Origin of the sequence: Vampirovibrio chlorellavorus (assembly GCF_003149375.1) — a bacterium.
Lineage (GTDB): Bacteria > Cyanobacteriota > Vampirovibrionia > Vampirovibrionales > Vampirovibrionaceae > Vampirovibrio > Vampirovibrio chlorellavorus_B.
In genome coordinates, this window is sequence record NZ_QFWH01000005.1 from 106943 (window position 1) to 132369 (window position 25427).

Here is a 25427-nt window from a genome sequence, read left to right on the forward strand (position 1 = left end):
TTACCCGGCATCCGTGGGCTGTAAGGATGGGTCTGAATTGTTTGTGTCTGATTTTTTCGAGTCTGATTTTTCCTGAGGGCGGGCGTCCACAAAGGGGGTCAGGATCAAGAGCAGTAACACCAGCAACAGGTCTAGCTTGTACAAATTTTCCGAAAGCCGATGAACCCGCTCAAACCGCTGGCCTTGGGCTGTGGTCAAATTTCGCTGGACCCCGGCCCGGTTCAGCTCCGTAATTTGCGGATTGACCACCACTGTGGCGTACAGCAAAGTAACCGTCAACAAGGCCAGAATTACCAAGCGCAACCTGCCCCCAAGGCCCTGAATCCACAGCGATGGCCGGGCAGCCCGACGCAGGGCTTCTCCCAGTAGAGCCAGGCCCAGGGCCATTTGCAATACCGTATCAAAGCGGGTAAAAATCTGGGCCATCAGGGGAGCGGCTTCCTCACGGGGCAGGGTGTGAAACACGGTGGGAGCGGTAAAAGCACCCAGCGCCAGCATACCACCGGCCATGATGGCCAACCCGATGCCTTGTAATGCCGTCCCTGTGGGGAACCAGTCCCACTGGATGCCGACGCCCTTAATCGATTGACTCGCCTGTTGACTCATTGAAATTCTTCCTGCGCTCTCCTGAACGACTTGCCGACGCCCATTTCATTATACGAGATTCCAGACCGCTTGGCGGAAGTGGAATCCCGCATTGAGCGCCAACCCTTGCTATGGTTGAGTTTGCCCCCTGTTAAAAGCGGTGATAGGATGAAAGCCTCATAAATCACAAGCCCTCAACACGATCCATTTTTAAACCGGTTTTGAATCTGTGCTGTTCTGGATTAAAAGCGTGGACGGTTTCAGCGCAGCCTCCTTCCGCAAAGCCGGGGGGCTTGCTCTGTCCTTGCCCGGAAGGTCACTCCGGCAAGGCCTGCCCAAGACTCGCCAGCGTCTGTTTGAACACCACTATTTTGAACATCGCAATCTGAAATCTGGCGCCCGTCCGGGCAATAGACTTTACAACCGCCCTCAACCATACACTCAGCACGATAGGGAGAGAATTCAACAATGCTTCGGAACCCTCTTTTTCACCCCAATTCCTTGCCCGTTCTGACGGCTTGCGCCGTGTCGGTCATGGCCTTGTCCGCGACGCCCGCCCATGCCTACCAGGTGGATGCCCCCAACCGAACCCTTAACGTAACCCCCGGGGCCAGTCCTGCCGAAACCACCAACGATCTCAAAGGCGTCTTCAATTACCTGATCAATCGCAGTGATAAAACCAGCCAGTGGACGGTCAAATTCGCCCCCGGTAACTACTATGTGGTCAGTCAAATTCCCATTCGCAACCTGGAAAATACCGCCCTGCAGAGCGATATGAACAAACCGGCCAAGCTGATTAAGGACAAAACCTTCAACAGCGCCACCGCCGGAGAGTATTTACTGAACTTTCAGTTTGGCAAAAACCTTTCGGTCAGTGGAATGCAGTTTTACGGACAAACCCCCTTTACCGCCAGTCTGGATCCGGTCTGGCCGGATCAGGGGGTTTATTTTGGCTCCTGCAACGGGGTAACGGTTCAGAATAATGGCTTTTATAACTTTGGCAACGCCGCCCTGCGGGTCACCACCACTGAACGGGATCCCGTGCCCGGGGTGAACAGCTTCAACACCGTGGTGACCAATAACCTGTTCAACAACATCTACCAGATTTCCACCACCCCCAACGATGAAATTCATGGCGGCAGCAGCAATTACGTTTTGCAAAACAACGTGTTCTACAACCTGCGGGGCTCCATTAAATTCGCCTCTCGCACCGCCGGGGCCAAAAACGTGAAGATCCTGAACAACAAGGTCAACGGCGGCGATCACTACGCTTTTGAAATCAACAATTACGATGATATGGAAATTCGGGGTAACAGCCTGCAAAACCTGAAGGAATTTGCCATCAACATCTACAACAACCCCCGGGCCAGCCAGTCCTTTAACTGGGGCAATAATTTCATCATCGCCGATAACCTGATTAACACGGTGGGTCGGGGCATTCGTTTTAGCACCGAGCCTTACGCCGATGGCACCCTGCTCACCCCCAGTAACGTTACTTTTACCAACAACAGCCTGGATAAGGTCAGCGATACCAGTGGCCTGCCAGCCATCGCCCAGGTCAACGGGGCCATCAAGGGGCTGACCATTACCGGCAACAAGCTCAGCAACATCGCCAATAAAAAATACATTGGCTACAGTTCAGCCTCCAGTAATGTCAGCTACTTTAACAATCAGGTTGATGGAAAACCTTACGGGCCACAACAAAGCACGGCCAGTAACTAGGGAAAACTTTTGTCAAAAGCAGTGAACGGGCTGGGGAAGCAGATTCCTCGGCCCGTTTTGGGCAGGACACTGGGTCAAGGCGGTCCGCAGCCGGTCTGTTTGTAGCGCTTTGGCTGATCCTCAAATACTCGGAACCCCGCTATGACGGGCAGAATGTCAGCTGGGTACAAACGAGTGATAAGGTTGATGAGTAGTATTAAGAAATGTAAAAGCGACCTTTTGTAATTTCTCAAGACCTGCCTCCATCTGCCGATAAGCGAATGGAAGCGAGCGTTCGTCCACGAATCGTCTGTAGGGGAAACACCCTCTTCTGTCTAAAAGGACATCCCTGATGCACAGCACCCTGAAGCGCGACAAACCGCCTTCATTCGGCTTTACACTGGCTGAGTTGCTTATTTCGCTGGCCATTTTGGGGCTGATTGCCACCTTTACCATTCCCAAAGTGTTGAGCAGTACCCAAAACAGCGCCAATGTGGCTAAAGTCAAAGAGGCCGCAGCAACGCTGGCAGCAGCCTACCAGCAAGCCAAACTGGATGGGAGCATCAACAGTAATTCCGATGTGTCAGATCTTTCCCCATACCTGAATTATCTGGCCTGGGATACCAGTGGAACGCTCATCGACCATGTACAGGGGTCAACCTCCCAGGCTTGTAACACGACATACCCCTGCGCAAAGCTGGCGAATGGGACAACGATACTATTCAATGCGCCCTCACAATTTGGAGGCACCGCTACCACCAACATGCTTAATTTTTTTGTAGACCCGGAACCCGGCTATTCCGGCACCACCAACCCCGTGAGGGCGGTTCAGATGGTGCTGTATTACGATGGCTTTATCACCTCCCGGGCTTTCGCCCGCCCCAACAGCTATACCTCACTGGGTGGGCCTTATGGGCCGGGCAGTTTTGATCCGCCCTGGTTTAGCTGGTAATTCAGGGACTCACACCATTGAGCCCTCAGGGCAAGAATAGTACAATGGCGGCGCAGTGTCAGAGGAGCCAGTCGCCCATGAGCATGACCGAAACCATTCCCGCCGTTTTACCCCTGGAAGACGGATTTACGGATGTGTTGGGCAAAGCCCGCAAAGGCCTCAAGCTCTCTACGGAGACGTTGGCCGAACGCACCGGCCTACCCACCGAACAGGTGGAAGCCGCTTTTCAAGGACAAGTAGACGAATCGACGCTGCTGAAACTGGCCTTCACCCTGAATTTGCACGGGCCGTCCCTGCTGACCATGGCCCAGAACCAATGGCAACCCGAACCCTTGCCGCAGATGACAGGCTTGCGGCAATTCACCACCTGGTACGGAGATATGACCGTCAACGCCTACCTGCTGTGGGACGCGCAAAGCAACGAGGCGGCCTCCTTCGATACGGGGGCCAACTGCCAGCAAATGCTGGATTTTATAGAAAGTAACGGACTCTCCCTGAAAAAAATCTTTATCACCCACACCCACATGGATCATCTGGCCGATCTGGCCCGGCTGTCTGGAGAGCATCCCGCCGCCGTCTGTTACGGCTCTGCGGTGGACAACCCCCTGGGCCTCAAGCCCCTGATTGAAGGCGATGGGTTGATGGTGGGCAGCCTCAGCATCCGGGTACTGGGCACCTCCGGGCACACCCCCGGCGGCCTGAGTTACTGGGTGGAAGGCCTGAGCCAGCCGGTGGTGGTGGTGGGCGATGCCCTGTTTGCCAGTTCCATGGGCGGGGCCCCTTACGCCTATCAGGAGGCCCGCCGCAACAATCTGACCAAAATACTGACCTTGCCGGAGCGAACCCTTATTTGTCCCGGCCATGGCCCCATGACCACGGTGGGTGAGGAAAAAGCCCACAACCCGTTTTTCCCGGAAACCAAATAAGCCGGGCGTTTAGCATTAACCGTATTGCAGCAGGGGAGATCACGCTGATGACGTTTCAAAAGATTGGCATCGTGGGGGTGGGCCGAATGGGCTCCAACATGGCCCGACGTCTGAGAGAGCAAGGCTTTTCCATCGTCGCCGTGTACGATGCGCACACCGCTTTGGCCCAAGAAATGGCCCGGGAGCTTTCCGCCACGGCCTGCCAAAGTCTCTCGGAAGTGACCCATCGGTCGGATGTCATCATCACCGTGGTCACCGATGACGCCGCCATGCGCTTTATTTTCCACAACCCGGATGATCATCTGTTCATGAACGCTGCGGGCAAACTGTTTATCAACTGCGCCACCATCAGCCCGGAAGTGCATATTGCCCTGCATGCTCAAGCCCTGAAAGTGGGCGCCAATACCCTGGAATGTCCCATGGCCTCCAGCATCAGTCAGGCCCGCACAGGTACCCTGTACCTGATGTGCGCGGGCGATGAAAGCGTCTATCAGGAGGCTCAACCCATCCTGAAGGCCCTGAGCGCCTCCAGCATTTACACCGGCCCGCCCGGCACGGCGGCCCAACTCAAAGCCCTGGTCAATATGGTCATGAACATCAACACGGCAGGGCTGGCGGAAGGCTTGGGTCTGGCCCATGCGCTGGGGCTGGATCTCAATCTGGTGCGTCAGGTCTTTTCCCAAACCGGGGCCAATTCCCGGGTGCTGGAAACCGACGGGGAAGACATGCAAAACCGGGAGCATGACACGTATTTTTCCGCGGCCCATGCGGCCAAGGACAGCGGCATTGCCCTGGCTCTGGGACAGGCTTACGGCTTGAATCTCCCCTTGGCGGCGGCCACCAAACAGCAGTACGAGCGCATGATGGCGCTGGGGCTGGGCGATCTGGACAAATCGGGCGTTTCGGAACTCACCTTCCGGGATCGCTTGCCGGAAAGGACACAAGCCCCCGCCTGAGGCAGGCTTTCCACCACGCTGCCTGCCAATCGGTTAGTCAAGCCATTAATCAGGCAGGGGCAAAAAAAGATATTGCCCGGCGTTAGTATGAGTACTTCCGATTTTTTTGTGCTGGTCACGAGGTTTCCCGATGGGCCCCCTGCCGATGCTTCCCTTGCCCAATACCTTGCCATCCCCGGTAGCGCCACTGCCTGCGGGGACTTATCGGTCGTCGTCACCCGGAGCCCCTTTCTCAGTCGCTCCTTTACCCGTCGCCAGTCGGGGCCTGCCAGTTTCCACGGCAAAATCCATGCCCCAGCCCTACACCCCGACCGTCTCTTCCGCTTTATCGGATTTTATTGACTTCCAGACCACCATGGCCTCTTCTCGCTTCCTGCACCTGAAAGAAAAAAAACGGGTCTCTGTGGCCAAAACCTCTTGTTTCTCGGCCATGTTGACCGCTGCGCTGACGGCCATTCCGGTCACCATTTCGGCCATTAACGGGCAAAGCGAAAAAGTGTTTCTCATCCCCATTCTGGGGACGCTAGCCGCCATTCACGGGGCCATGCTGGGCTTGCTGCTCAATCACGATCAGGATTAGTCAGCACAAAGCTGTCAACCTTTGCCGCTAGACCTGCGCTTATGACGATTGCCGCATGGACAGGGCAATGCGCTTTCTGGGAATGTCCACTTCCACCACGCTGACCTTAACCACATCGCCCGCTTTCACCACGCTGTGCGGGTCTTTCACAAAGCGATCGGCCAGCATGGAGATATGCACCAGCCCATCCTGATGCACCCCGATGTCCACAAACGCCCCAAAGTTGGTCACGTTGGTCACCACGCCTTCCAGCTGCATGCCCGGCTTTAAATCGTTCAGGGTTTCCACACCCTCGGCAAAAATGGCCGTTTGAAAGGCTGGCCGGGGGTCTCGGCCCGGCTTTTCCAGTTCCGCCAGAATGTCCCGCACCGTGGGCAACCCAAATTGATCATCGGTAAACTCAGTGGGCTTCAGGCTGGATAAAAAGGCCTTATCCCCAATCACAGCCCGCAACTCCCGCCCGGATTGCTTCAGGATTTTCTGCACCACCGGATAGGCCTCCGGGTGTACCGCCGAGGCGTCCAGCGGATTGTCCCCATTGGTGACGCGCAAAAAGCCAGCGGCCTGCTCAAAGGCCTTGGGCCCCAGTCGGGGTACTTTTTTAAGGGCCGCCCGGTTGGCAAAAGCGCCTTTCTGATTGCGATAGTCCACAATGGACTGGGCCAAACTGGGAGACAAGCCCGCCACATAGCGCAGCAAGGCGGGTGAGGCTGTATTCACATCCACGCCCACGGCGTTCACGCAATCCTGCACCACGGCATCCAGCCCCCGCTCCAGGCGAGTTTGGTTGACATCGTGCTGATACTGGCCCACCCCAATGGCCTTGGGCTCGATTTTGACCAACTCGGCCAAGGGATCTTGCAAACGGCGGGCGATGGACACCGCCCCCCGCAGGGAAACATCCATGTCAGGCAGTTCCTGAGAGGCCAAGGCCGAGGCGGAATAGACCGAGGCCCCCGCTTCCGAGACCAGGGCCTTGGTCAGTTTCAGCTCCGGGTGCCGCTTCATCAGGGTACTCACCAGCCGATCGGTTTCCCGAGAGCCGGTACCGTTGCCGATGCTGACCAAGGTCACCGCATGCTGGCGGATTAAGGCCACCAGCGCGTCTATGCTGGCCTGCTCCTGATTTTGAGGCGGATGCGGATAAATCACCGACGTGGCCAGCACTTTGCCGGTAGCGTCCACCACGGCCACTTTCACCCCGGTCCGCAAGCCCGGGTCCAGCCCCAAGGCCACCTGATGCCCCGCCGGCGCAGCCAGCAACAGATCCCGCAGATTTCGGGTAAATACCTGAATGGCTTCCGCTTCCGCCTGCTCCCGCAGTTGGGCCATTAAATCGCTTTCCAGATGGGGGAGCAACTTATCACTCCAGGCCGCTTGAAAACAGTCTGCCAGCCAGTCGTCGGCCAGGCGGTTTTGCGGCCGCCAGTTAAAATGCCGGGCAATGCGGCCCACGATTTGCTCGGTGGCTCGTTCTACATCCGCTTTTTGAGCGGCTGGTTTTAAAGCGACCCGCAAGAAGCCTTCCTGCTTGCCCCGAAACAGGGCCAAGGCCCGATGGGAGGGAATGGCCCGAATGGGTTCCACGTAATCGAAATAATCGCTGAACTTGGCTGCTTCGGCCTGTTTGGCTTTGACCACCGTGGAAATCACCACCCCGCTGTTCCACAACAATTCCCGCAAGGCCCCGATTAGAGGCGGAGACTCTGAAAACTGCTCCACCAGAATATGAGAAGCCCCTTCCAGAGCGGCTTTCACATCGGGGATGCCCGCTTCCGGGTTCACGAAAGATTTTGCGGCCGCTTCTGGCTCTTGGTTGGGGTTTTGAAACAACCGCTCGGCCAGGGGGGCCAAGCCCGCCTCTCGGGCCATTTGGGCCTTGGTGCGACGCTTGGGTTTGAAGGGTAGGTACAAATCTTCCAGCTGGGCCTTGGTTTGGGCCGCTTCAAAAGCCTGCTTTAATTCATCGGTCAGCTTGCCCTGCTCCGCCACGCTCTCTAAAATGGCTTCCCGGCGCTTGGATAAATCCCGTAAGTACTGCAAACGCTCATCCAGGGTGCGCAGTTGCGCGTCATCCAGCCCGCCGGTGGCCTCCTTGCGGTAACGGGCGATAAAGGGAATGGTGGCCCCTTCTTCCAGCAGCTTCAGCACCGCGCTGACCTGACGCTCCTGCACTTGTAATTCCCGGGCAATTTGGCGACTGATCAGGGCGTCATTCATGAATTCAAGCTCTCACACACACAAGCAACGGAAAGCGGCAAGGGACAGATGAGGGGGCATTCTCCAACCTGACCGCCGCATTATTATACACAAAGCGCTGGCCCAATAAGGTCAACTCGCCCCAGTCAGGACTATGCGCACCAAGCTGGAAGTGCTTCAATGTCAGCATGAGCAAACCCAGCGAACCCATGACCATTTACGGGGTGGACTTCACCAGCGCCCCCAGCCCCAAAAAACCCATTGTGGTGGCCGACTGTGCCTTTCACCATCAAACCCTGACCCTGCGGCAATGCCTGAAATTGACCGATTTCGAGCAATTTGAGCAGTTTTTAAGCACCGATGGCCCCTGGGTGGCGGCCATGGACTTCCCCTTGTCCATGCCCCACAGTTGGCTGGCGGCCATGCAGTGGCCCACGGATTGGGCGAAGTCGGTGCGGCACATCCAGAAACTCAGTCTCAAAGCGTTTTGCCAGACCATCAACGACTACTGCCGCCACCAGCCCGCCGGGAAAAAGCATCACTTTCGGCCCATCGATCGGCTGGCCGGGGCCTGTAGCCCCATGACCATATACTACACCCCGGTGGGTAAAATGTTTTATCAGGGGGCTTTTCGGTTGCTGGAGGCCGGGGTAACCGTGCTGCCGTTTCAGGGCCATCTCATTCAAAGCAAGCAGGCTCAGGGCAAGAAGGGCGCTTCACGGGCCAAAGCCGATCCGCACCGCATTGTGGTGGAAGGCTACCCAGCCCTCATCGCCCGCCAGCTCTGCCCCAAGCAGGGCTATAAGTATGAGAGCCCACCTGCCAGCGCCGCCCAAAAAGCGGCCAAGGACTTTACCCGCAAAGAGATGATCCAGAAACTGGGCGCCCAATGGCTGGAAGCAGATTTTGGCATAACGTTCGATCTGAACGGGCATGCGGACACCCTGTGGCAGGATTTTACAGGAGATTCGCTGGATGCCGTGTTTTGCGCCCTACAGGCCGCTTGGGCTTATACTCAGCGAGACGCAAATTTTGGTATCCCCCACGCCACAGAAGCCCTTGCCCCAGACGCTCAGGAGGGCTGGATTGCCGTGCCGCCCCATTTCCTGAAGCAAAAACAGTAACCCTCATCAAAAATGCCCACGGGAACACTAAAGAGGGTCTGTTTTGGATGCACGACTGGCCTTTGAAATGATTCAGGTAAGTTGTTCAGGCAATTTGGGGTTATTTATTGTTTTTATTCAATCAGCATATAAAGCACAGGCCGAGGCGAACCGTATGCGTGCGTGCTTAAAGTGAGTACGGTTCTTATTATGCCCGGCCTGTCTTTTTTATTTTTAAGGTCAGGCTGCCTTCCGTACCCGTTTGTTACTGCGTGATTGCAGACGGCCTTAACGATCCTGCGGGAAAGCGGCCAGCAACTTTTCAAGCACTTGCGAGCTGCCCCCTTGCCCCAGTGACACCAGTTTCTGGTTCAGGAAATATACATCCAACCGGGTGTTGCATTGGGCCAACCCCGTATTTATTTGAGAAAACCGCTGATCCAGCCCGCCGGTAGCCAGTCCGCTCAGGGCCATGGCCTGCCTTAGCAAGGCGACCCCGGCCACCACATTGGGAATTTTCAATTCCAGAATGTTCAGACCGGGCGCATTCAAGTCCGGCGAAGGACTGGATTGCAGGCGCACCCGCTGGGCGTTGTCCAACTCAATATCCAGATCAGCCTGAATCAGCAGATTCTCAAACATGGGCCCGCCCTACTTTTGGTCGCGGGTGGTAATCTTCACCACGCCGTTCACTTTCCATTTGGCTTGCAACGCATCCGGCGCGGTGCTGGCGGGCACAAACACTTCCAGATTTTCAAACTGGTAGGTTATTTCGGCCCCACGCCCAGTCAGCTTGTCGTACAACCCAATGGCCAGTTCCGGCCAGGTGTGTGTTTCTTTCTCAGAAATTGCGTTCGCCATCGTGCATCAACTCCCATCTATTAATAACAGCCATTACCCTTTTGAAATCTGTATACCGATCAGTATATCGATGAACTTTGTTTTTTACAAGTTCGAACAGATTATCGATTTTAATCGCCTGGCAGGCTCAGGAAAATTAGTCAGGTCGCTATGCGCATTCGCCTGCTGTTACACCTTAAGTCCTCAACTTGATGAAACCCACTTAAACTTGGCCAGAGATTGATCTAGACTGAGCCTATGAAAAAGTACATGCCGTTTTTTATCATCTTTTTGCTGATCAGCACCATTCCGGCGCTGGTGTTTGTCCTGTTTCCCAACGCCGCCTCCAATATCAACAGTGGCGATATTCCCAGTTTTAACCAAAGCGCCAGTAAAAATTCCACAGAAACTCAGGAAGTTCAGACCCCCGATTATCTGCTGCGCTGGCGAAGCCAGCCATCCCCCCTGAAAGCGGGACAAACCAGCCGTTTGACCCTCAACATCCTAAGCCGGGCCTCTGGCAGCCCTTGGGAGGGGCAACTCAGCGCTGTGTTCATCCGTCGTTCCAAGCTGGCCAGTGACAGTCAGCCTATCCCGGCCAGCGTTGAAACGACCGGTCAAAGCGGTGTGTATCACATTGAAGCCCAACTGCCGCAAGCAGGCCCGTGGGATCTGCAGCTAACTCTCACTAAGCAGCAAGCGCCTGTGGTGATAAAGCTCTATGTGGCTGAGTCCTAGCAAGTCAGGCAGTTAAATCAAACGGAATCTTTCCATCACTTCCTATTGCTTTTAAGGGGGCTTTGCCCCCTGTAACCCCCACTGGCGAGGGAACAGAGTCCAGCGCCAGCGTCCACCGGCGTCCAATGGACTCCTGCTGTTGCGGGAATGACCAATAGCGCTGCACCTGAATTGAAGTTTCCACTGGGCGCACCCCGTTGTGCTTAAAACGGGTGCTGAACTCTAAAATACCCGTTTACTGGACGACCACTAAAAATAACCCCAGATTAATGAGCATGATGAAAAACCACACTTTCATCACCGGGCTTTGATTTTCCAATAACGCCTGGAATACGTTTTTGTCCTGATCCTGGTTCAGCAGGGCGGAGGACAGCTTGAGATCCTCCTGGAAGGCCAGCTCTCGGAAGGTCATCTTTCACACACTCTCTTTGTTACGTAAATTGGATCGTACTTTTATTGTAGAAAATCCTTCAAGGTCGCTCATCCACCGGATGGTCAATGTTTTTGTTTTTATATTCTTTATTCTAGGCCATCTGCCCAAAAGTGCAATGCCCGGTGTTTAAAGCGGCCTGATTGGTCAGCACTGGCTTTTCAGGCTATAATGGGTCGGCTTTGAATCTTCGTTTTAGTCCTTGTGAGGCGGTATATTGATATGAAACGCACCCTGTCGGCTTTGTCTATCGTGATGGTGTTAGGAACCATGGCGGGATGCGCCCCGCCGCCTCCGGGAGGTTCCACGGCTGGGTATGGCAAAAGCATCGCTGGAGAGGGCAAGCCGATTCTCAGTGTAAAACCGACCCCACGCGGGCCGTTTCAAACCGTGCTGGTAAATGGGGCCGAATTGATGCAGGCCCGGGGCCATGTGGGTCAGTTTGGCGGTACGTTTTATGATAACCAGATCAGCGACGGGCCCAAGACATTCAACCCCTGGGCCTCGACGGATGCCACTTCCAGTACTCTGGGCGGCATGTTGTACGCTGGTTTGGTAACCACTGACGCTTACACCGGGGAGCCCATTCCCTATCTGGCCAAATCCGTGAAAATTGGCGATGACAAGATGACTTATACGGTCACCTTGCGCAAGGGCCTGAAATGGTCGGATGGTCAGCCTTTGACCGCTAAAGACGTGGTGTTCACCTGGAACGAGATTGTCAAAGCCGGCTTGGGTAACGCCAGCCATCGGGATGTGGTGCTGGTGGACGGCAAGTTCCCGGAAGTTAAGGCTTTAGACGATTTAACCGTTCAATTCAAGACGGCCAAGCCTTTTGCCCCGTTCCTGCGAAATCTGGGGGAAGGCATTGCCCCGGCCCATATTTTCAAGCCCGTCGTGGCCAAAGGGGATGCCGCCTTTTCTGCCTTTATGGGGGTGTCTGATGCGGCCAAGACCCCTGAGAAATTTGTATCCGGCGGCATGTGGCTGCTGGAAAGTTACGTGCCTCGGCAGAAGGCTGTGTTTAAGCGCAATCCCAACTTTTTTATGGTGGATGCCCAGAACCGTCGCCTGCCCTATATGGATCGCTACAGCATGAGCTTTGTGGGCGACATGAACAATCAGGGCTTGCAGTTTGAGCAGGGCAAGGTGGATGTGTACAACGTGCCGGGCAACTTGCTCTCCCATTTGCGGCAATTGAAAAAGCCCGATTTTAGCCTGTACAATCTGGGGCCCGCTTCCGGCACGGTGTTTATGACCCTCAACCTGAACAACCGCAAGAACGATCAGGGCAAGCCGTTTGTGGATCCCATCAAGTCGGCCTGGTTCCGGGATGTGAATTTTCGTCAGGCCATCAACCACACCATCAAGCGGCAGGATATTGTGGATAACATCCTGAAAGGGGTGGGTGCGCCCTTGTTCACCTCCGAGGCGCTGGCCTCCATCTACCTGAACCAGAAACTGGCCAAGGGCTTTGAAGCTGATCCCACCTACGCCCGGGAATTGCTCAAAAAAAGCGGCTTTACCTGGGATAAACAAGGTATTTTGCACGACAAGCAGGGCCATGTGGTGGAGTTTAATCTGTACACCAATAGCGGTAACACCGAGCGGGAGGCCATCGGGGTCAATATCAAGCAGGATTTGGCCCAGTTGGGCATGAAGGTGAACTTCAAGCCCATCGATTTTAACGTCCTCATTGGCAACCTGAAGGACGGCAGCTGGGAGGCCATGATCATGGGCCTGACCGGCAGCCAGCTGGAGCCGCACAGTGGGGCCAACGTGTGGCGGAGTGACGGCTCTATCCACATGTTCAACCAGCGCAAGATTGAGGCGGGAAAGCCCACCGATATCAGCGATCGCCTGCCGTGGGAAAAGCAGTTGGATGACTTAATCGAGCAGGGTTCCCAAACCTTTGACGTGCAGGCCCGCCACAAAATTTATGACCAATTGCAGCAGGTGGTTTACGATCAGGCTCCCTTTATTTACCTGTACTCGCCGTTGAACGTGTTGGCGGTACGCACCCGCATCCAGAACGTGGACCCCACCCCGCTGGAAGCCTTTCACAATCTGGAAGAAGTCTGGATTCAGGAAAAGTAGCGGTCCTAAAATTCTCAATCCTGGAACCGCTTAAACTCAAAACCGGGAGCGCCCATTGGCCTCCCGGTTTTCAATGATTAGGATTTAGTCCAGGGTCGGCAGTTTATCCAAAGCACCCGAAGAAACGATTGAGCGAACTCTTTTTTTTAATTGCTTCAGGGTTCTCAAAGGCTTCAACAGCGGCTGTTTGACCGAACTTTCGCGCGGTGTCCAATGGGGTTTTACCCGTATAATCTTTTATTTTTGTATCAGCGCCCGCTTGAATTAGCACAGCAATGGCCTTGGGCTGTCCGTAGCGTGCCGCATAATGCAGCGGCGTTTTTCCCTGGCGATCTTTGGCGTTGAGATCGGGCGTAATACGCAATAATCTGCCCTCTGGATTCAGAAGCGCCTGCAAGGTTTTTGCGTGTCCTTTACTCGCCGCCCAATGCAGTGGGGTCAATCCATGCGCATCGGCTGAATTGATGGAAGCTGGTTCCATGGCCGCTTTATCTCTGACAACGGAGCTGTAGCCCTTTGCAGCAGCTTGATGAAGCGATAGTTGATACTTTTGGGTTTGGCTCGTTCCAAAATGGATGTTGGTTGTATTCAACATAAAAAACTCCGTTCACGTAGCACATGACTACGAACGTAAGTCAAAGCAATTTGATGCTAGTAAGCCATGAACAACCGCAAACAACCGTTTATCAGTTTGTCTCTACCCAGAACAGCTTCAGCAAGCAGAGGCCGCTTATTGTTGTGAGACACAGCCTTGCCCAATTTTTTATCCCGATTATTGCCGATTGTAGCCGTGGGCAAAATGCCCAGTTCACTTGGTACGTGCCACTACTTAATACGTACCAAAGTGGTGTTTTTGCTGGATTTCACCCGGCCCAACTCGGCGTTCAGGTTGATAATGCGCTTTTCGATAAACTCACTGTTTTTGCCACTGGGACGCAGCCGCAGAACCTGAGTATAGCTGTCAATGGCTTGTTGGCGTTTTCCGGCTTTGTCCAGAGTAATGGCCAGCCCCAAATGCCCACGGGTAAAGTCGGGGGCTTTGGTAATCAGTGTGTTAAACAGGGCCTCAGCCTCATCATAGCGCCCCAGTCGCATGAAGATGCTGCCCAAATTGTTGTAGGCGGGCAGAAATTCCGGTTCAATGGCAATAATCTGCTCATACAAGCGCACGGTGTAGTCAAAATCCTCGGTCATTTCCACCACCAGCGCCAAGCCAAAGCGGGCTTCCACGGATTGACGATCCAGCTTGATAGCCCGTTCGTAGTGGTAAATGGCCTTGGCCGTGTAGCCGCATTCGGCGTAGCACTTGGCGATATCCTGATGCAATTCCTTGCGGAAACCATTCTGGGACAGGGCTTGATCCAGATACTGAATGGCCCCCAGACTATCCCCTTTGCGACGCAGGCACTTGGCAATGCCCACGTAGGCTTCCGTAAAATCCTGACGTTGCTTCAGGGCCAGACGATACTGGGCGATGGCCGTGTCAATCTCTTCGCGGTAGCGATGGGTATCGCCTGAAATCAGGTAGTCGTAGGCTTTGCCGTACTTGACCTTCAAGGGGTTGGTCACCTCAGTGGCCAGCCCGCCGGTAAACCGGTTCAGGGCGGTCATCAGCTTGCTGGAGTATCGAAGCCCCGGTTGGGTGGCTTGCCGCTGTTCATTTAAGCTCATCGTAATTCCACAGCTCCCTTGGAGAAGGGGTCATCTAACCAATTCCACGAATATCACCACAAACCCGGACGGGCGCCCTGCGCTCAGCGGGATACTGTTATTGTAGGGGCTTGGCCTCCGCTTGGAATCGTCCAAGGGATCGATGCCGAAGGATCAGTGTTTGAAGATCTTGTTACATGTTATTGCTGTAACAGGTTAAGCGGCCGGTGAGGGGCAGGGCCGCGCTTTTGGAACCGAGGGCCCTTTGGGGTATAATTTCCGCAGTTGATTGGGTAAGTGGTTTGCTCATCCGCTTTTCCCGACCTGTTTGCAGGTCAGAGCAGAGTCCATTCCCGATTTTGAGTTTGAGTGCAGAGAAAGGCATCCCCATGTTCAATATCCAGCAAATGATGAAACAGGCCCAAAAAATGCAGGACCAGATGAAGGACGTGCAAACCGAAATGGAACGGGCCGAATTTACAGGAACCGCCGGTGGTGGCGCTGTGAGCATTACCTGCAACGGCAAGTACGAGTTTACCGCCGTCAAAATCAAGGAAGATGCCCTGAGCGATCGGGACATGCTGGAAGATTTGGTGTTGGCCGCCCTGAAGGACGCTAGCAGCAAGGTGACCGACACCATGGAGCAGAAAATGTCCAAAATCACCGCCGGGCTGAACATTCCCGGTTTGAAACTCCCTGGCTTCTAAATCGTCCTGACGCTTACTGGTTTTTCCAGTGTTTTCCCAGTTGCTGTGCCTGCGAAAAGTCGTTCTTTCCGCAGGCATGGCTTTCTTGGGTACAATAAGAACAGTATTCTCTCTGGTTTGTATTGAACAATTTGCCGTGAAAGCCCCCCCATGAGTTACACCTTACCGCTGGCCCGCCTGATTGAAGAGTTTCAGAAACTACCGGGGATTGGCCCCAAGTCCGCCCAGCGCCTGGCCTTTCATGTTCTCAAGCAGCCCCCGGAGGATGTGCGTACTTTCTCCGATGCTTTATTAGAAGCCCGGGACAAGATTGGGTACTGCCAGCAGTGTTTCAACCTGTCCGCCCAAAGCGTTTGTGAATTGTGCGTGCAGCCCAATCGCAAGCAGCAGACCATTTGTCTGGTCTCTGAACCCAAGGATTTATACGCCCTGGAGCGCACCGGGGAGTTCAAAGGCGTTTATCATGTGCTGCAAGGCCTCATTTCCCCCTTGGAGGGCATTAGCCCGGAGGATTTGAAAATCAAGGAACTGCTGGCCCGGCTGTCCAACCCGGATGTGGAAGAGGTCATTCTGGCCCTGCCGCCCTCCATCGAGGGCGATACCACCAGCCTGTACCTGTCCCGGCTGATCAAGCCGCTGGGCATCAAGCTGACCCGGATTGCCTTTGGCTTGCCGGTGGGCGCCGATCTGGAATACGCCGACAGCATGACCATTACCCGGGCCCTGCAGGGGCGACAGTCGGTATAACCCGCAGGGGTGTGATTGCTCGGGCTCGTTGAACAAAATCCCGTCAACCGGACGATACAGGAGTCCGGGATAATTGGCTATACTGTACGTATCTGGAAGCCGGGCCAAAGCTCCACGGTACAAGCGGATGTGTGGGGCATTAACAGAAGGGGTCATTGACCGATGCGAAATGGGTGGCGCTTGCTTTGTATAGGCGCTCTGCTGATGGGATGCGTCTCTCCGGCGGGAGCGGTGGCCGTGGATAAGTTCCAGCTCAGGGAGCCGGTACTGCTTCAGGACCCGGCCCGGAAGCCGGAAAATCTGGCGGAAATTTTATGGCGTTTACACAGTCTGGCCGAACAGCAAGCCCTTCGCAGCCGAATGTTGTTTCCCCGGGAGATTTTGGAAACCGATGTGCCCCTCATCGACCCCCGACGGAGTTCTGTTGAGGTGAATGGACTTTAAACGTCAAGGGCTGGTTTCATTGCTTAAAATCGATAGAATGGCGGCATCGGGAATGTCATCCCGTACGATGACCTGTCCAATGGTCTGATGGGGAAGAATCAGCTTGATGCCCCCGTCCTGGTTCTTTTTATCGTGCTTCATCACAGCCAGCACTTCGGTCGCCGGGAAGCGCGGGGCATTTTGTACGATCGCTGACAGGCCCACCTGTTGATACAGGGCATCCAGACGCTGTAACAGGGTGGCATCAACCAGACCCAGCGCCACGGACAACCGAACGGCCAGCCGCATGCCAATGGCCACGGCCTCCCCGTGTAAAATGCCATATTCACTCAGGGTTTCGTAAGCATGGCCAAAGGTGTGGCCCAGATTCAGGAAAAAGCGCAGCCCCCTGGTTTCCAGCTCGTCGGCCATGACCACGGCCGCCTTGATGGCCGCGCACCGGTGAATCATGGCTGGCAAGCCCGCTTGCAGATCACTGGCATGGGCTTCCAGCCACTCGAAAAAGCCGGTTTGCCCATCGCAAGAAGTTTCAATCAGGCCGTATTTGATCACCTCAGCCATCCCGGCTACAAATTCCCGAGGTGGGAGGCTGTTCAGGGTGTCGGTGTCGGTGAAAACGGCTTTGGGCTGGTAAAAGGTGCCCACCATGTTTTTGATTTGCCCCAGATTGACCGCCGTTTTACCCCCAATGGCCGAATCCACCTGAGCCACCAGCGTGGTGGGCACATGAATCAGGGCCATGCCCCGGTGGTAAGTGGAGGCGCAAAAACCGCTCAGATCGCCAATCACGCCACCGCCCAGGCCCAACAGGGTGTCTTTTCGGGTGAAGCCTTGCTGGATCAGGGTTTGGTAAACACCCTGGGCTTGATCCAGACTTTTGCTGCGTTCCCCGGCGTCCAGCACCAGAGACGTCACCTCAAACCCGGCCTGTTGCAGGCTGTCTTGCACTTGGCTCAGGTAGCGGTTTTGCAGGTTGGTATCGGTCAGAATCAAGACTTTTGTGCCCAAAGCGCCCAGTTGTCGGCAGGCATGGCCCAGCTGGGACAAGAGACCTGCCTGGGCCATAATGGGATACGCTCGGGACTCTCCCCCGGTTAAGCGCACTGCAATGGGAGCGTGGCTGGAGTTGCCCAAACCGGCGGGACTAGGCATGATCGAGGGCCTCCAGACTGAGTTTCCGCAGAATTTCCTGTACCACATCGTCGGGTTTGCGATGCACGGTGTCCACGGTCAGGTCGGCCTGCTCGTAATAGTGGCGGCGTTGTTCAAAGTAAGCCCGGAACGTGGCTTCCTCTTCGGGGACATCCACTTGCGGGCGATCCTTGGGGCTGAAAATAACCCGCTCATACAGGTCGGACACGGGGGCCCGCAGGTAAATCAGTTGTCCGCTCTGGCGGGCAATCTGGAAGGTTTCATCCCGCACCAGCGTGCCGCCACCGGTGGAAATAATGACCTGATGGCGCTGGGCCAGTTCCTTCAGCACCATGAGTTCCGCCTTGCGGAAGGCCGCCTCCCCGTTTTCCGCAAAAATAGCGGACATGGGCTTGTGGAAGCCTTTCACTACCAAATGGTCGGTGTCGTAAAAGCGGTACCCCATGCGCTGGGCCAGAATTTTTCCAATGGTGGACTTACCGGCTCCCATAAAGCCGGTAAGGTAAATGCGGCTGGGTTTCAGCGTTTTAGGATCTGGGGCTGATGGGTTCACGTCGCTGGATAGTGGGGATTGACTGGATGGTGGGCCTGGGTTGGGCCTTTGGGCCCGTATTGAGCTTGTTATTGCCGCCGCCCTGTGTTTTTCCGGGGGCGAGAATGTTGCTTGCAGGGGGCGCAACACTGCTGCCCGCTGTTTGTGCCTGAATACTTCTATCTGCCCGGGCCGCTGGGGTCACAAGCAAACCACCGGCTATGAATAAAGCACAGGCAAGCACGCTGAGCCCTGACTTTAGGGCTGTTTGGGCGTTTTCTACTTGAGAGACTTGCTTGAGGAGGGGGGATTGGCGATCCATTTCTTCCTGACCTCCGCGATCTTGGCCTGCACCTGGCTTTTGTCAGAAGCGTCCGGAGTCAGTTGCAGGTATGTCTCATAGGATTTTACCGCCTGCTCGTATTTTTTCAGCTTTTCCTGGGTCTGGCCCAGGTGCAGATAGACTTCCCCGATGGTGGGGTCTATTTTGAGGGCTTCGTTGTAGGCGGTCAGGGCTTCTTCGTAGCGTCCCAGTCCGTACAGGGCAAAGCCTTTACTGTCCAGCGTGGCCGCACTGTCTGGTTTCAGCGTCAGGGAGCGCTCCACCGCTTCCAGCGCTTCGCTGTAGCGTCCCATTTGGGCCAGCGCGTAGCCGTAGTTGTTGTAGGCCTCGGCAAAGTCACTGCCCTGCCCCTCAAAGGCCTTTTGGGAGTAGATGGCTGAATTGGGGTAATCCCCTTTCTTGGCGTAAAGTACGCCCAGATCGTAGTTGATAAAATTGTTGTCCGGCGTGATTTCCAGGGCTTTTTTAAGGCTGGCCACCCCGGCATCAATGCGCCCCAGCTTGTCCTGTAACAAGCCAATGCTGTAGTGAGCCTGCACCAGTTTGGGGGCGTACTTCAGCGCTTCCTGATACTGACTCAGGGCCTCTTCGCTTTTTTGCAGGGCCTCCAGCACAATGCCGTAATTCATATGCACATACGGATTGCTGGGCGTGAGCTTGGCAGCCTTGGCCAGCATCGTCTCAGCCGAGCTGATTTGCCCCCGGGCGGCCAATTGGGTACCCAGGGTGTAGTAAAAGTTACCAAACAGCTGGTTGGTGTCTCTGGTATTGTAAATATACAGGGATTGCGGCTGGATATGAGCGGGATTCAGGCCGTCCGTCCATTGGAGGGCGTCGCTCCGGGGAGCGTTGGGGCTCGGAAAGTATTTTAAAAAAAGCAAATTAACGACGATAATGGCCGGAAAAACGGAAAACAAGGTAATCCAAGGCATAGCCCGACGAATGATGCTTGGCTGATTGGAAAAAATGCGCTTGATTTGCATGCGTTCTGCCTATCCCTGACGTAAGGTGTATTGTATCCTAAAATCCAGCCTCTGTTCCAGACCCTTGTTCAGGCTTTGTGTAATTCCTGATGAATCCTGGTCTGGAAATGGCTGTTTCCAATGCGCTGAGGAAAGCCGGAAAACCCACATGATGCCTGCCTATCGAAAAATTTTAGCCCTGGAAAGCAGTTGCGACGACACTGCCGTGGCCATCGTGGAAAATGGTCGCCGGGTGCTGGCCAGCGTTATCACCTCCCAGGCCACGCTTCACGCCCAGTTTGGCGGGGTGGTGCCAGAGGCGGCCGCCCGTGAACACATCGAGAGTGTGAACCTTGCCCTGCAGGCGGCGCTGGATCAAGCCGGGTGTCGTCTGGCGGATGTGGATGCCTTTGCGGCCACCCTGGGGCCGGGGCTGATCGGCTCTTTGCTGGTGGGGGCCAACACGGGCAAAACCTTGAGCCTCATCACCGGCAAGCCCTTTTTGGGCGTGAATCATCTCTACGCCCACGTGGCGTCTAATTATCTGGAAAGCGATTTGCAGCCGCCTTTTCTGTGTTTGCTGGTCAGTGGCGGGCATACCCAGCTCATTGTTGTGGACGATTACGCCTCCATGCGCATTGTGGGTACCACTCTGGATGACGCGGTGGGGGAGGCCTACGATAAAGTGGCCCGGTTTATGGAATTGCCCTATCCCGGCGGCCCCGTGGTGGATCAACTGGCCGCGCAGGGCAACTCCGGGGCCTTTGCCCTGCCCCGAGCCACGGTGGAAGGCCCCTACGATTTCAGCTTTAGTGGGCTGAAAACGGCCACCACCCGAGCGTTTGAAAAGGCCCGTACCCAGCTTGGGGCGGATGTGGCTACGGACGGGCCGCTCCGGCTTGAAGCGCTTCAGCGGGATATGGCGGCCTCCTTTCAGCATACCGTGGTGGAAACGCTGTTTGAAAAAACAATCTCCTGCGCCCGGGATCACGGCCTCCAGACCATTGCCATCGCCGGTGGGGTTTCCGCCAACCGGGGATTAAGACACCGCTTTGAGCGCTTTGTGCGGGAAAATCCCGACTTTCACCTCTACCTGCCGCAACTGGCCTTTTGCACGGATAACGCGGCCATGGTGGCAGCATCGGCTTATGTTAATCCCATTACCGATGATATCCGGCACGAGGTATTTTCCAGAACCGTCATGGCACCTTCCTAAAGCGCGATTAAAGGGCCTTGAGATCCATCATGATAATGGTCACCGCTTCTCCCTCTACCTCCGGCTCTGGCACGATATAGATCAAATAGCAGCCGGGTTGCCGAAACCGGTAGAGCGCGCCTTCTTTGCGGTTGCTGATGTGGGTGATTCTGTTTTTAAAGTCGGTTGGATGTTCCCGGATGATCTCGACGGCTTCATCCGTCAGGCGCCGCAGTCGTAGCGGGAGCTTGGAATATTTGTATTTGAAGTTAGAGGACTTATCAACGTTGTGCATGCGCTGGATTTCACTCGTCTGGAAGTCGCTTCCTCAAATTGCAGACCGGAAGCTCCGCCTCAGGGCTCTGGAGGATGCCGGGTTTTCCCGTTTTTGCCGACTGTTACCGTGCGGGCCGCTTTCTCCTTGAACTCAGGCTTGAATCAGGTCTGAGTTAGCAGAAACTCAGGCGGTCAATAATTATTGTTATTATAAGTTAAATAAAGACAAGCTGAGCAGGCATTCACCGAAACCGTTTTAATTTGACAAGGCCACGCAAGACTTTGCCTTGTTTCAGGGGGGTAATTTTCACGTCCCCGATTCAGCTGGCGTCTTTCTTGTAAATGGAAAGAATGGGCACGTTGGTTTTATCCCGCAGCAAGGTCTCGATTTCTTCGGCCTCCGGCGGGCTGACTGTGCGCAGGGTACGGGTGGGGTAGGGTTTGTCCCCGTGATTTCCCCGGGAATCCAGATGCCACTCCAGCGGGTAGGCCCGTTTGGGGGTGTTTAATTGCACCTCATCAGGCTGAATCTCGTTGATCAGTGCCGCCATTTGCTCCACTTCCCGCCGGTTGGTGGGCATAAACATGCACTGTAGGGCAATTTTTCCCTTGAAATGGGCCTTCAGGTTTTGAATACCGGAAACAATGCTGTCCAGGCTGACCCCGGGCACCGGGCGGTTCATCTGCTTCAGGCCCGCTTCCGTGGCGGCGTCCAGCTTGCAGGAAACCATATCCGCTTCCTGTAAATCCTGAATGACCGCCGGATCATGCAGCAGGGTGGCGTTGGTCAGCACCATGACCGGTTTGTGGGTGTATTCCTTCACCAAATGAATGGCTTCGGCTAAATTTAGGGCCAAAGTGGGCTCTCCACTGCCGCTGAAGGTGATAATATCGGCCTCTTCCCAGCGGCTGCGGCGCAAGTCGTGTTCCAGTTGCGCGGTGGGCACATAAATTTTACGTTCGGCGGTTTTCAGCTGGATATCGCCCAACTGGCAGTAGATGCAGTTGAAGGAGCAGGTGGAGGTTTCCAACAGCATATCAATGCCCAGAGAGGAGCCCACCCGCCAGGAGTGAACCGGCCCGTAGACAGAGGATTTTTCGGCGGAAACGTCGGCGATATCGGATTGAATGCTCATGGGGGAAACACCTGCGCTGGGCTTTGATACTTTAAAATTTCCCCCTGATCCTATCACAAGTAACCGGCGCGCCAGAGCCCAGTACCCAGTGAATACTACAAGAGAACTCTGTAAGCAGCCGGGCGAGGTCTTACTGCCAAAGTCATGCGATATCAACCACTTCCCGTTCCGCAGTGGGCAAAAACAAGGTTGTTTCGGTTTTAATAAGAGCGCATCGTTTTTATAAGGCGCAGTCCATCGTGGTCTATCCCGTTTCCACTTTCAGCCCCAGTATTCGCGCTGTTAATGCCAGTACATCCCCTGTTCTTAAAAGACCGGTCAAGGACACCCCGGAGGCCCGGGTGGCCTGGCATGCCATAGCCCCTGTCGAGATCTTTCCACTGGGGACTACAGCGGCGTCGGTTTCAGCGGAGCTACTGGATAATGGGCAAATTGTGACGGAAACTGTTCTGGGCCCGCAAGCGCAAGGGCAGTTGGACACCTTGGGCAATTACCAGTTGAACAATGGCATTCGGGGAAATTTATTTCAGGATTCCTGGTTAAACATGAAATTGCCGGATTCGCCGAACCCATTTTTAAATGCCCTGAAGGCCACTCAGCGACGCAGGGCTGTAGTGGGTTCGGAAATTCCCCGGATTCGGCAATTACTGACCAACAGGGGGCTGACCGGGGCAGGCATTAAGATTGGTATTCTGGATGGCCAGAGGAGATCCGGTCCAGATAATCAATGGGAGCAGCACCCTCATACCCGGGTGGTGGGTGCCATTATCAACGATCCCATCTGGGGCGTGGCGCCTGGGGCCCAGGTAGAAGATTTTGGACGGCCTTATACGGATGGTCCTCTGAAATTGGCTGCGGATAATTATCAGGCTTTCTCAAATGCCCTGGTGGAAGACTACAAAACAATGATGCAGGAACGGATTGATTTGTTGAACTCTTTGATAGCCAAACGAGATCCGGCCCTGCGGGTTTTAAATGCGACTTGGGGGCTCAGTCACAGCGAAATCTATGGGCATACTTATCATCGGGTTTTATTGAAACAAGATGAAAACGGGTATTACAAATACCCCATGTTACGCCAAACTCTTTTGGGGCCAGCTTTAATGGGCTCAAAAGCTGAAAAAATGCAGGCTTTGGTTAATGCGGTTGATGCAATATTGACACAGAACCCGGTGGCTCAAGCGGTCAAGGCTCAATACATTGATGCGACCCGTCGGGCCGCCAATGCCGGTATGATTTTGGTGGGAGCCGCTGCGAATGAAGGTGAGTTTGATTTACCTGGAGTTTCATGGAAAGCCGGATCGCAGATTGGTTTCTTTTCGGAAAGTCCTTATGTGATCACGGTAGCGGCGGCCAACACCCGTCAACAACCCGGCAATCGGGCTGCTTATAAAGTGGCTGACTTCTCTTCCCGGGGTGATGGTTACTGGATAAATCCCACCATTGCCGCCCCCGGAGAGGAAATGGGGATTAGTTTGCCACAGGGGCATTTAGGCCATAACTTGGTGGTGAGAGGGACTTCGTTTTCCACCCCCTTTGTGTGCGGGGTGATTGCCATGATGTTGCAACGCAACCCGTGGCTGACCTTTGAGCAGGTGAAAGCCAAGCTGCAGGCCACGGCGGTTCAGGCGCCAGGCTATGGCCCCGCCGATTACGGGGCCGGTTTCGTCAATGCCGAAGCGGCGGTGCTGTCCTGATTCAATGGGGGCAAGGCAGCCTTCCCTGAAATCAATTACATCAATTTTGTCATTAATGAAGAGTCGGCTTTAAATAGGAATTAATCTTAAATAGAGATTATTCTGAATCAGGCGTTCATCGAAGCGGCAGCCCGGTGAGTCCCTGCCTTGTGGCCGCTTCGGGTTTTGTTCGCAAGGAAAAAAACCGGATCCTGTGAAAAGGCCGCGTTTTGACAGGTTCTAGTCGCCCACGGAAACGCTTTCAATCCGGTTCCGTCCGTTCAGCTTGGCCTTGTACAGCTCGTCATCGGCCAGCTTCAGCAGATCCTCATAGGAGGTCAGGGCTTGGCCTTCGGGGGATTTGAAATCCACCACGCAAATCCCGAAGCTGGCGCTGGTTCGCAAGTTAGGATCTTCCTCAAAGCGCAGCAGGGGAAGGCTTTGATGGATTTTGGCGATGATGGCGGTAGCCTCTTCCCGGGTTTTCTTGGGCATAATGACCGAAAACTCCTCTCCCCCAAAGCGGCAGCAGAAGCAGTCGTTGGGCGTGCTGCCCTTGGCCACCTGGGCCACGGCTTTCAGCACCTTGTCACCCATTAGGTGACCATAGTTGTCGTTCAGTTTTTTGAAGTGGTCAATATCCACCATGGCAATGGCCAGAATTTGTTTTTTACTTTTGGCCTGATTGAATTCGTAGGTGATTTTTTCGATGAAAAAGCGCTTGTTGTAGACCTTGGTCAACTCGTCGGTAATAACCGACTGGGCCAGGGCGCTGTTTTCCTTGGACAGGTTTTTGAATTCCACGTTCAGCTTCACCAGATCGGCGGCTCGCTTTTCCAGGGCTTCCTGGTAACGGCCTTCCTTGCGCTTGGTAAAGGACATTTCAATGAACAGGTTCCAGAACAGGGTTTTGAACAAGTCGATGCAGACATCCAACAGCGGCCCTAGCAGCAGGTAAAATCCCATGGCCAGCAAGGGCAGAAAGTCCAGGTAGCCCACCATGGCCTGCTGAATGCTGTCTGAGGTCAGAATGGCCTGGGCCTGGGGCACGGCGGTTAGGGCACCCTGCAACAGGGCCAGCAGGTTGGCCATATAAATACCCGGGAACCAGTCGGACGGGGGGAAAACATGGATGAGCAGGTCATTGTACAGGAGGTTGATCGGCCACATGAAGTAGCTACTGACGGTGTAAATGCCGTCAATCAGGGGGCGCCAGTCCCGATAGGGGGCCATACCCACCGATAAATCCTGATTGCCAGCCAACGGGTCCCAAAGGGCCGTAAAATAACGGCACCATAGAAGAACCAGAATGCTCCATTGCGTTATGTTTTTAATGAGTCTGTACACTGCTACTCTTCACGCTCAAGGTCAATTCAGCCGTATCAAGACAGAGGAATGATACTTACCAATAGTGTCTCGGCAGATTCCTGGCAGACTTTAATGAAATCCGTTCACTCCGCACCCGGTCAATGGGAGGGCGCTCGCCTTTCAGGCGCTGAC

Annotated in this window: 26 protein-coding genes; 13 read left to right on the forward strand and 13 right to left on the reverse strand. The window is 54.8% G+C overall.

Going from position 1 to position 25427, the window contains the following annotated elements; all coding sequences use genetic code 11:
* Positions 1–606, reverse strand: coding sequence for a DUF4149 domain-containing protein (locus DF283_RS08025; protein ID WP_303674240.1), 606 nt, complete (start codon positions 604–606; stop codon positions 1–3).
* A gap of 447 nt (positions 607–1053) precedes the next feature.
* Here DF283_RS08025 and DF283_RS08030 point away from each other — a divergent pair, with 447 nt between their 5' ends.
* From DF283_RS08030 to DF283_RS08050, 5 genes are all read left to right on the forward strand, one after another.
* Entirely contained in the window at positions 1054–2307 is a 1254-nt protein-coding gene (locus DF283_RS08030) for a right-handed parallel beta-helix repeat-containing protein (RefSeq protein ID WP_303674241.1), read from the forward strand.
* Positions 2308–2638: 331 nt separating this feature from the next.
* The gene (locus DF283_RS08035) at positions 2639–3238 is read left to right on the forward strand and encodes a type II secretion system protein (RefSeq protein ID WP_303674242.1); all 600 of its coding nucleotides are present in this window, start codon (positions 2639–2641) and stop codon (positions 3236–3238) included.
* Between the two features lie 77 nt (positions 3239–3315).
* On the forward strand, positions 3316–4164 hold the full coding sequence (locus DF283_RS08040) for an MBL fold metallo-hydrolase (protein ID WP_303674243.1): 849 nt from the start codon (positions 3316–3318) through the stop codon (positions 4162–4164).
* Between the two features lie 47 nt (positions 4165–4211).
* On the forward strand, positions 4212–5120 hold the full coding sequence (locus tag DF283_RS08045; RefSeq protein ID WP_303674244.1) for an NAD(P)-dependent oxidoreductase: 909 nt from the start codon (positions 4212–4214) through the stop codon (positions 5118–5120).
* Between the two features lie 130 nt (positions 5121–5250).
* Positions 5251–5700 (forward strand): hypothetical protein, encoded by a 450-nt coding sequence (locus DF283_RS08050; RefSeq protein ID WP_303674245.1) that lies wholly within the window; start codon positions 5251–5253, stop codon positions 5698–5700.
* A 39-nt stretch (positions 5701–5739) separates the two neighbouring features.
* Here DF283_RS08050 and DF283_RS08055 read toward each other — a convergent pair whose 3' ends face one another.
* A complete protein-coding gene (locus tag DF283_RS08055) occupies positions 5740–7920 on the reverse strand; it encodes a Tex family protein (protein WP_303674246.1) in 2181 nt (726 codons plus the stop codon).
* Positions 7921–8087: 167 nt separating this feature from the next.
* Here DF283_RS08055 and DF283_RS08060 point away from each other — a divergent pair, with 167 nt between their 5' ends.
* Positions 8088–9023 (forward strand): DUF429 domain-containing protein, encoded by a 936-nt coding sequence (locus DF283_RS08060; RefSeq protein ID WP_303674247.1) that lies wholly within the window; start codon positions 8088–8090, stop codon positions 9021–9023.
* A 267-nt stretch (positions 9024–9290) separates the two neighbouring features.
* Here the strand turns inward: DF283_RS08060 and DF283_RS08065 are convergent, their stop codons facing one another.
* Together DF283_RS08065 and DF283_RS08070 are read right to left on the reverse strand one after the other, a co-directional pair.
* Positions 9291–9644: a hypothetical protein gene (locus tag DF283_RS08065; protein ID WP_303674248.1), complete on the reverse strand. Its 354-nt coding sequence runs from the start codon at positions 9642–9644 to the stop codon at positions 9291–9293.
* A gap of 9 nt (positions 9645–9653) precedes the next feature.
* Positions 9654–9863: a hypothetical protein gene (locus DF283_RS08070; RefSeq protein ID WP_303674249.1), complete on the reverse strand. Its 210-nt coding sequence runs from the start codon at positions 9861–9863 to the stop codon at positions 9654–9656.
* 249 nt (positions 9864–10112) lie between these two features.
* Here DF283_RS08070 and DF283_RS08075 point away from each other — a divergent pair, with 249 nt between their 5' ends.
* Positions 10113–10580 carry a hypothetical protein gene (locus DF283_RS08075; RefSeq protein ID WP_303674250.1) on the forward strand — a complete coding sequence of 156 codons (468 nt, stop codon included), beginning with the start codon at positions 10113–10115 and terminating at the stop codon, positions 10578–10580.
* A 235-nt stretch (positions 10581–10815) separates the two neighbouring features.
* Here the strand turns inward: DF283_RS08075 and DF283_RS08080 are convergent, their stop codons facing one another.
* Positions 10816–10992 carry a hypothetical protein gene (locus tag DF283_RS08080; RefSeq protein WP_303674251.1) on the reverse strand — a complete coding sequence of 59 codons (177 nt, stop codon included), beginning with the start codon at positions 10990–10992 and terminating at the stop codon, positions 10816–10818.
* A gap of 240 nt (positions 10993–11232) precedes the next feature.
* On the opposite strand from DF283_RS08080, the gene DF283_RS08085 reads away from it, so the two are divergent.
* Complete coding sequence (locus DF283_RS08085; RefSeq protein ID WP_303674253.1) at positions 11233–13107, forward strand: ABC transporter substrate-binding protein; 1875 nt, start codon at positions 11233–11235, stop codon at positions 13105–13107.
* A 103-nt stretch (positions 13108–13210) separates the two neighbouring features.
* Here the strand turns inward: DF283_RS08085 and DF283_RS08090 are convergent, their stop codons facing one another.
* Positions 13211–13702: an ankyrin repeat domain-containing protein gene (locus tag DF283_RS08090; protein ID WP_303674254.1), complete on the reverse strand. Its 492-nt coding sequence runs from the start codon at positions 13700–13702 to the stop codon at positions 13211–13213.
* A 230-nt stretch (positions 13703–13932) separates the two neighbouring features.
* A complete protein-coding gene (locus tag DF283_RS08095) occupies positions 13933–14778 on the reverse strand; it encodes a tetratricopeptide repeat protein (RefSeq protein WP_303674255.1) in 846 nt (281 codons plus the stop codon).
* A gap of 338 nt (positions 14779–15116) precedes the next feature.
* Here DF283_RS08095 and DF283_RS08100 point away from each other — a divergent pair, with 338 nt between their 5' ends.
* The 3 genes from DF283_RS08100 (at position 15117) to DF283_RS08110 (ending at position 16655) form a co-directional block, all read left to right on the forward strand.
* A complete protein-coding gene (locus DF283_RS08100) occupies positions 15117–15464 on the forward strand; it encodes a YbaB/EbfC family nucleoid-associated protein (RefSeq protein WP_303674256.1) in 348 nt (115 codons plus the stop codon).
* Positions 15465–15614: 150 nt separating this feature from the next.
* The gene (recR, locus tag DF283_RS08105; RefSeq protein ID WP_303674257.1) at positions 15615–16211 is read left to right on the forward strand and encodes a recombination mediator RecR; all 597 of its coding nucleotides are present in this window, start codon (positions 15615–15617) and stop codon (positions 16209–16211) included.
* Between the two features lie 204 nt (positions 16212–16415).
* Positions 16416–16655 carry a hypothetical protein gene (locus DF283_RS08110; RefSeq protein WP_303674258.1) on the forward strand — a complete coding sequence of 80 codons (240 nt, stop codon included), beginning with the start codon at positions 16416–16418 and terminating at the stop codon, positions 16653–16655.
* Between the two features lie 3 nt (positions 16656–16658).
* On the opposite strand, the gene aroB is transcribed toward DF283_RS08110, so the two are convergent.
* From aroB to DF283_RS08125, 3 genes are all read right to left on the reverse strand, one after another.
* Complete coding sequence (gene aroB / locus DF283_RS08115) at positions 16659–17807, reverse strand: 3-dehydroquinate synthase (RefSeq protein WP_303674259.1); 1149 nt, start codon at positions 17805–17807, stop codon at positions 16659–16661.
* Complete coding sequence (locus DF283_RS08120) at positions 17800–18360, reverse strand: shikimate kinase (RefSeq protein ID WP_303674260.1); 561 nt, start codon at positions 18358–18360, stop codon at positions 17800–17802. The genes aroB and DF283_RS08120 overlap by 8 nt, the downstream gene beginning before the upstream one ends.
* A gap of 258 nt (positions 18361–18618) precedes the next feature.
* Positions 18619–19665 (reverse strand): tetratricopeptide repeat protein, encoded by a 1047-nt coding sequence (locus DF283_RS08125; RefSeq protein WP_303674261.1) that lies wholly within the window; start codon positions 19663–19665, stop codon positions 18619–18621.
* A 148-nt stretch (positions 19666–19813) separates the two neighbouring features.
* Between DF283_RS08125 and tsaD the strand changes: the two genes are divergently transcribed.
* Positions 19814–20860 carry a tRNA (adenosine(37)-N6)-threonylcarbamoyltransferase complex transferase subunit TsaD gene (gene tsaD / locus DF283_RS08130; protein ID WP_303674262.1) on the forward strand — a complete coding sequence of 349 codons (1047 nt, stop codon included), beginning with the start codon at positions 19814–19816 and terminating at the stop codon, positions 20858–20860.
* Positions 20861–20867: 7 nt separating this feature from the next.
* On the opposite strand, the gene DF283_RS08135 is transcribed toward tsaD, so the two are convergent.
* Entirely contained in the window at positions 20868–21134 is a 267-nt protein-coding gene (locus DF283_RS08135; protein WP_303674263.1) for a hypothetical protein, read from the reverse strand.
* Between the two features lie 301 nt (positions 21135–21435).
* Positions 21436–22251, reverse strand: a complete 816-nt coding sequence (locus DF283_RS08140; protein WP_303674264.1) for a radical SAM protein — start codon at positions 22249–22251, stop codon at positions 21436–21438.
* Positions 22252–22490: 239 nt separating this feature from the next.
* Between DF283_RS08140 and DF283_RS08145 the strand changes: the two genes are divergently transcribed.
* Positions 22491–23948: a S8 family peptidase gene (locus DF283_RS08145; RefSeq protein ID WP_303674265.1), complete on the forward strand. Its 1458-nt coding sequence runs from the start codon at positions 22491–22493 to the stop codon at positions 23946–23948.
* 219 nt (positions 23949–24167) lie between these two features.
* Here DF283_RS08145 and DF283_RS08150 read toward each other — a convergent pair whose 3' ends face one another.
* Entirely contained in the window at positions 24168–25160 is a 993-nt protein-coding gene (locus DF283_RS08150; RefSeq protein WP_303674266.1) for a GGDEF domain-containing protein, read from the reverse strand.
* Positions 25161–25427: the final 267 nt, after the last annotated feature.

What these genes read in the sequence shown, in the direction of transcription:
- DF283_RS08025 (WP_303674240.1), bottom strand. Translation starts at nt 606, where the DNA reads ATGAGTCAACAGGCGAGTCAATCGATTAAGGGCGTCGGCATCCAGTGG.
- DF283_RS08030 (WP_303674241.1), top strand. Translation starts at nt 1,054, where the DNA reads ATGCTTCGGAACCCTCTTTTTCACCCCAATTCCTTGCCCGTTCTGACG.
- DF283_RS08035 (WP_303674242.1), top strand. Translation starts at nt 2,639, where the DNA reads ATGCACAGCACCCTGAAGCGCGACAAACCGCCTTCATTCGGCTTTACA.
- DF283_RS08040 (WP_303674243.1), top strand. Translation starts at nt 3,316, where the DNA reads ATGAGCATGACCGAAACCATTCCCGCCGTTTTACCCCTGGAAGACGGA.
- DF283_RS08045 (WP_303674244.1), top strand. Translation starts at nt 4,212, where the DNA reads ATGACGTTTCAAAAGATTGGCATCGTGGGGGTGGGCCGAATGGGCTCC.
- DF283_RS08050 (WP_303674245.1), top strand. Translation starts at nt 5,251, where the DNA reads ATGGGCCCCCTGCCGATGCTTCCCTTGCCCAATACCTTGCCATCCCCG.
- DF283_RS08055 (WP_303674246.1), bottom strand. Translation starts at nt 7,920, where the DNA reads ATGAATGACGCCCTGATCAGTCGCCAAATTGCCCGGGAATTACAAGTG.
- DF283_RS08060 (WP_303674247.1), top strand. Translation starts at nt 8,088, where the DNA reads ATGAGCAAACCCAGCGAACCCATGACCATTTACGGGGTGGACTTCACC.
- DF283_RS08065 (WP_303674248.1), bottom strand. Translation starts at nt 9,644, where the DNA reads ATGTTTGAGAATCTGCTGATTCAGGCTGATCTGGATATTGAGTTGGAC.
- DF283_RS08070 (WP_303674249.1), bottom strand. Translation starts at nt 9,863, where the DNA reads ATGGCGAACGCAATTTCTGAGAAAGAAACACACACCTGGCCGGAACTG.
- DF283_RS08075 (WP_303674250.1), top strand. Translation starts at nt 10,113, where the DNA reads ATGCCGTTTTTTATCATCTTTTTGCTGATCAGCACCATTCCGGCGCTG.
- DF283_RS08080 (WP_303674251.1), bottom strand. Translation starts at nt 10,992, where the DNA reads ATGACCTTCCGAGAGCTGGCCTTCCAGGAGGATCTCAAGCTGTCCTCC.
- DF283_RS08085 (WP_303674253.1), top strand. Translation starts at nt 11,233, where the DNA reads ATGAAACGCACCCTGTCGGCTTTGTCTATCGTGATGGTGTTAGGAACC.
- DF283_RS08090 (WP_303674254.1), bottom strand. Translation starts at nt 13,702, where the DNA reads ATGTTGAATACAACCAACATCCATTTTGGAACGAGCCAAACCCAAAAG.
- DF283_RS08095 (WP_303674255.1), bottom strand. Translation starts at nt 14,778, where the DNA reads ATGAGCTTAAATGAACAGCGGCAAGCCACCCAACCGGGGCTTCGATAC.
- recR (WP_303674257.1), top strand. Translation starts at nt 15,615, where the DNA reads ATGAGTTACACCTTACCGCTGGCCCGCCTGATTGAAGAGTTTCAGAAA.
- DF283_RS08110 (WP_303674258.1), top strand. Translation starts at nt 16,416, where the DNA reads ATGGGATGCGTCTCTCCGGCGGGAGCGGTGGCCGTGGATAAGTTCCAG.
- aroB (WP_303674259.1), bottom strand. Translation starts at nt 17,807, where the DNA reads ATGCCTAGTCCCGCCGGTTTGGGCAACTCCAGCCACGCTCCCATTGCA.
- DF283_RS08125 (WP_303674261.1), bottom strand. Translation starts at nt 19,665, where the DNA reads ATGCAAATCAAGCGCATTTTTTCCAATCAGCCAAGCATCATTCGTCGG.
- tsaD (WP_303674262.1), top strand. Translation starts at nt 19,814, where the DNA reads ATGATGCCTGCCTATCGAAAAATTTTAGCCCTGGAAAGCAGTTGCGAC.
- DF283_RS08135 (WP_303674263.1), bottom strand. Translation starts at nt 21,134, where the DNA reads ATGCACAACGTTGATAAGTCCTCTAACTTCAAATACAAATATTCCAAG.
- DF283_RS08140 (WP_303674264.1), bottom strand. Translation starts at nt 22,251, where the DNA reads ATGAGCATTCAATCCGATATCGCCGACGTTTCCGCCGAAAAATCCTCT.
- DF283_RS08150 (WP_303674266.1), bottom strand. Translation starts at nt 25,160, where the DNA reads ATGGCCCCCTATCGGGACTGGCGCCCCCTGATTGACGGCATTTACACC.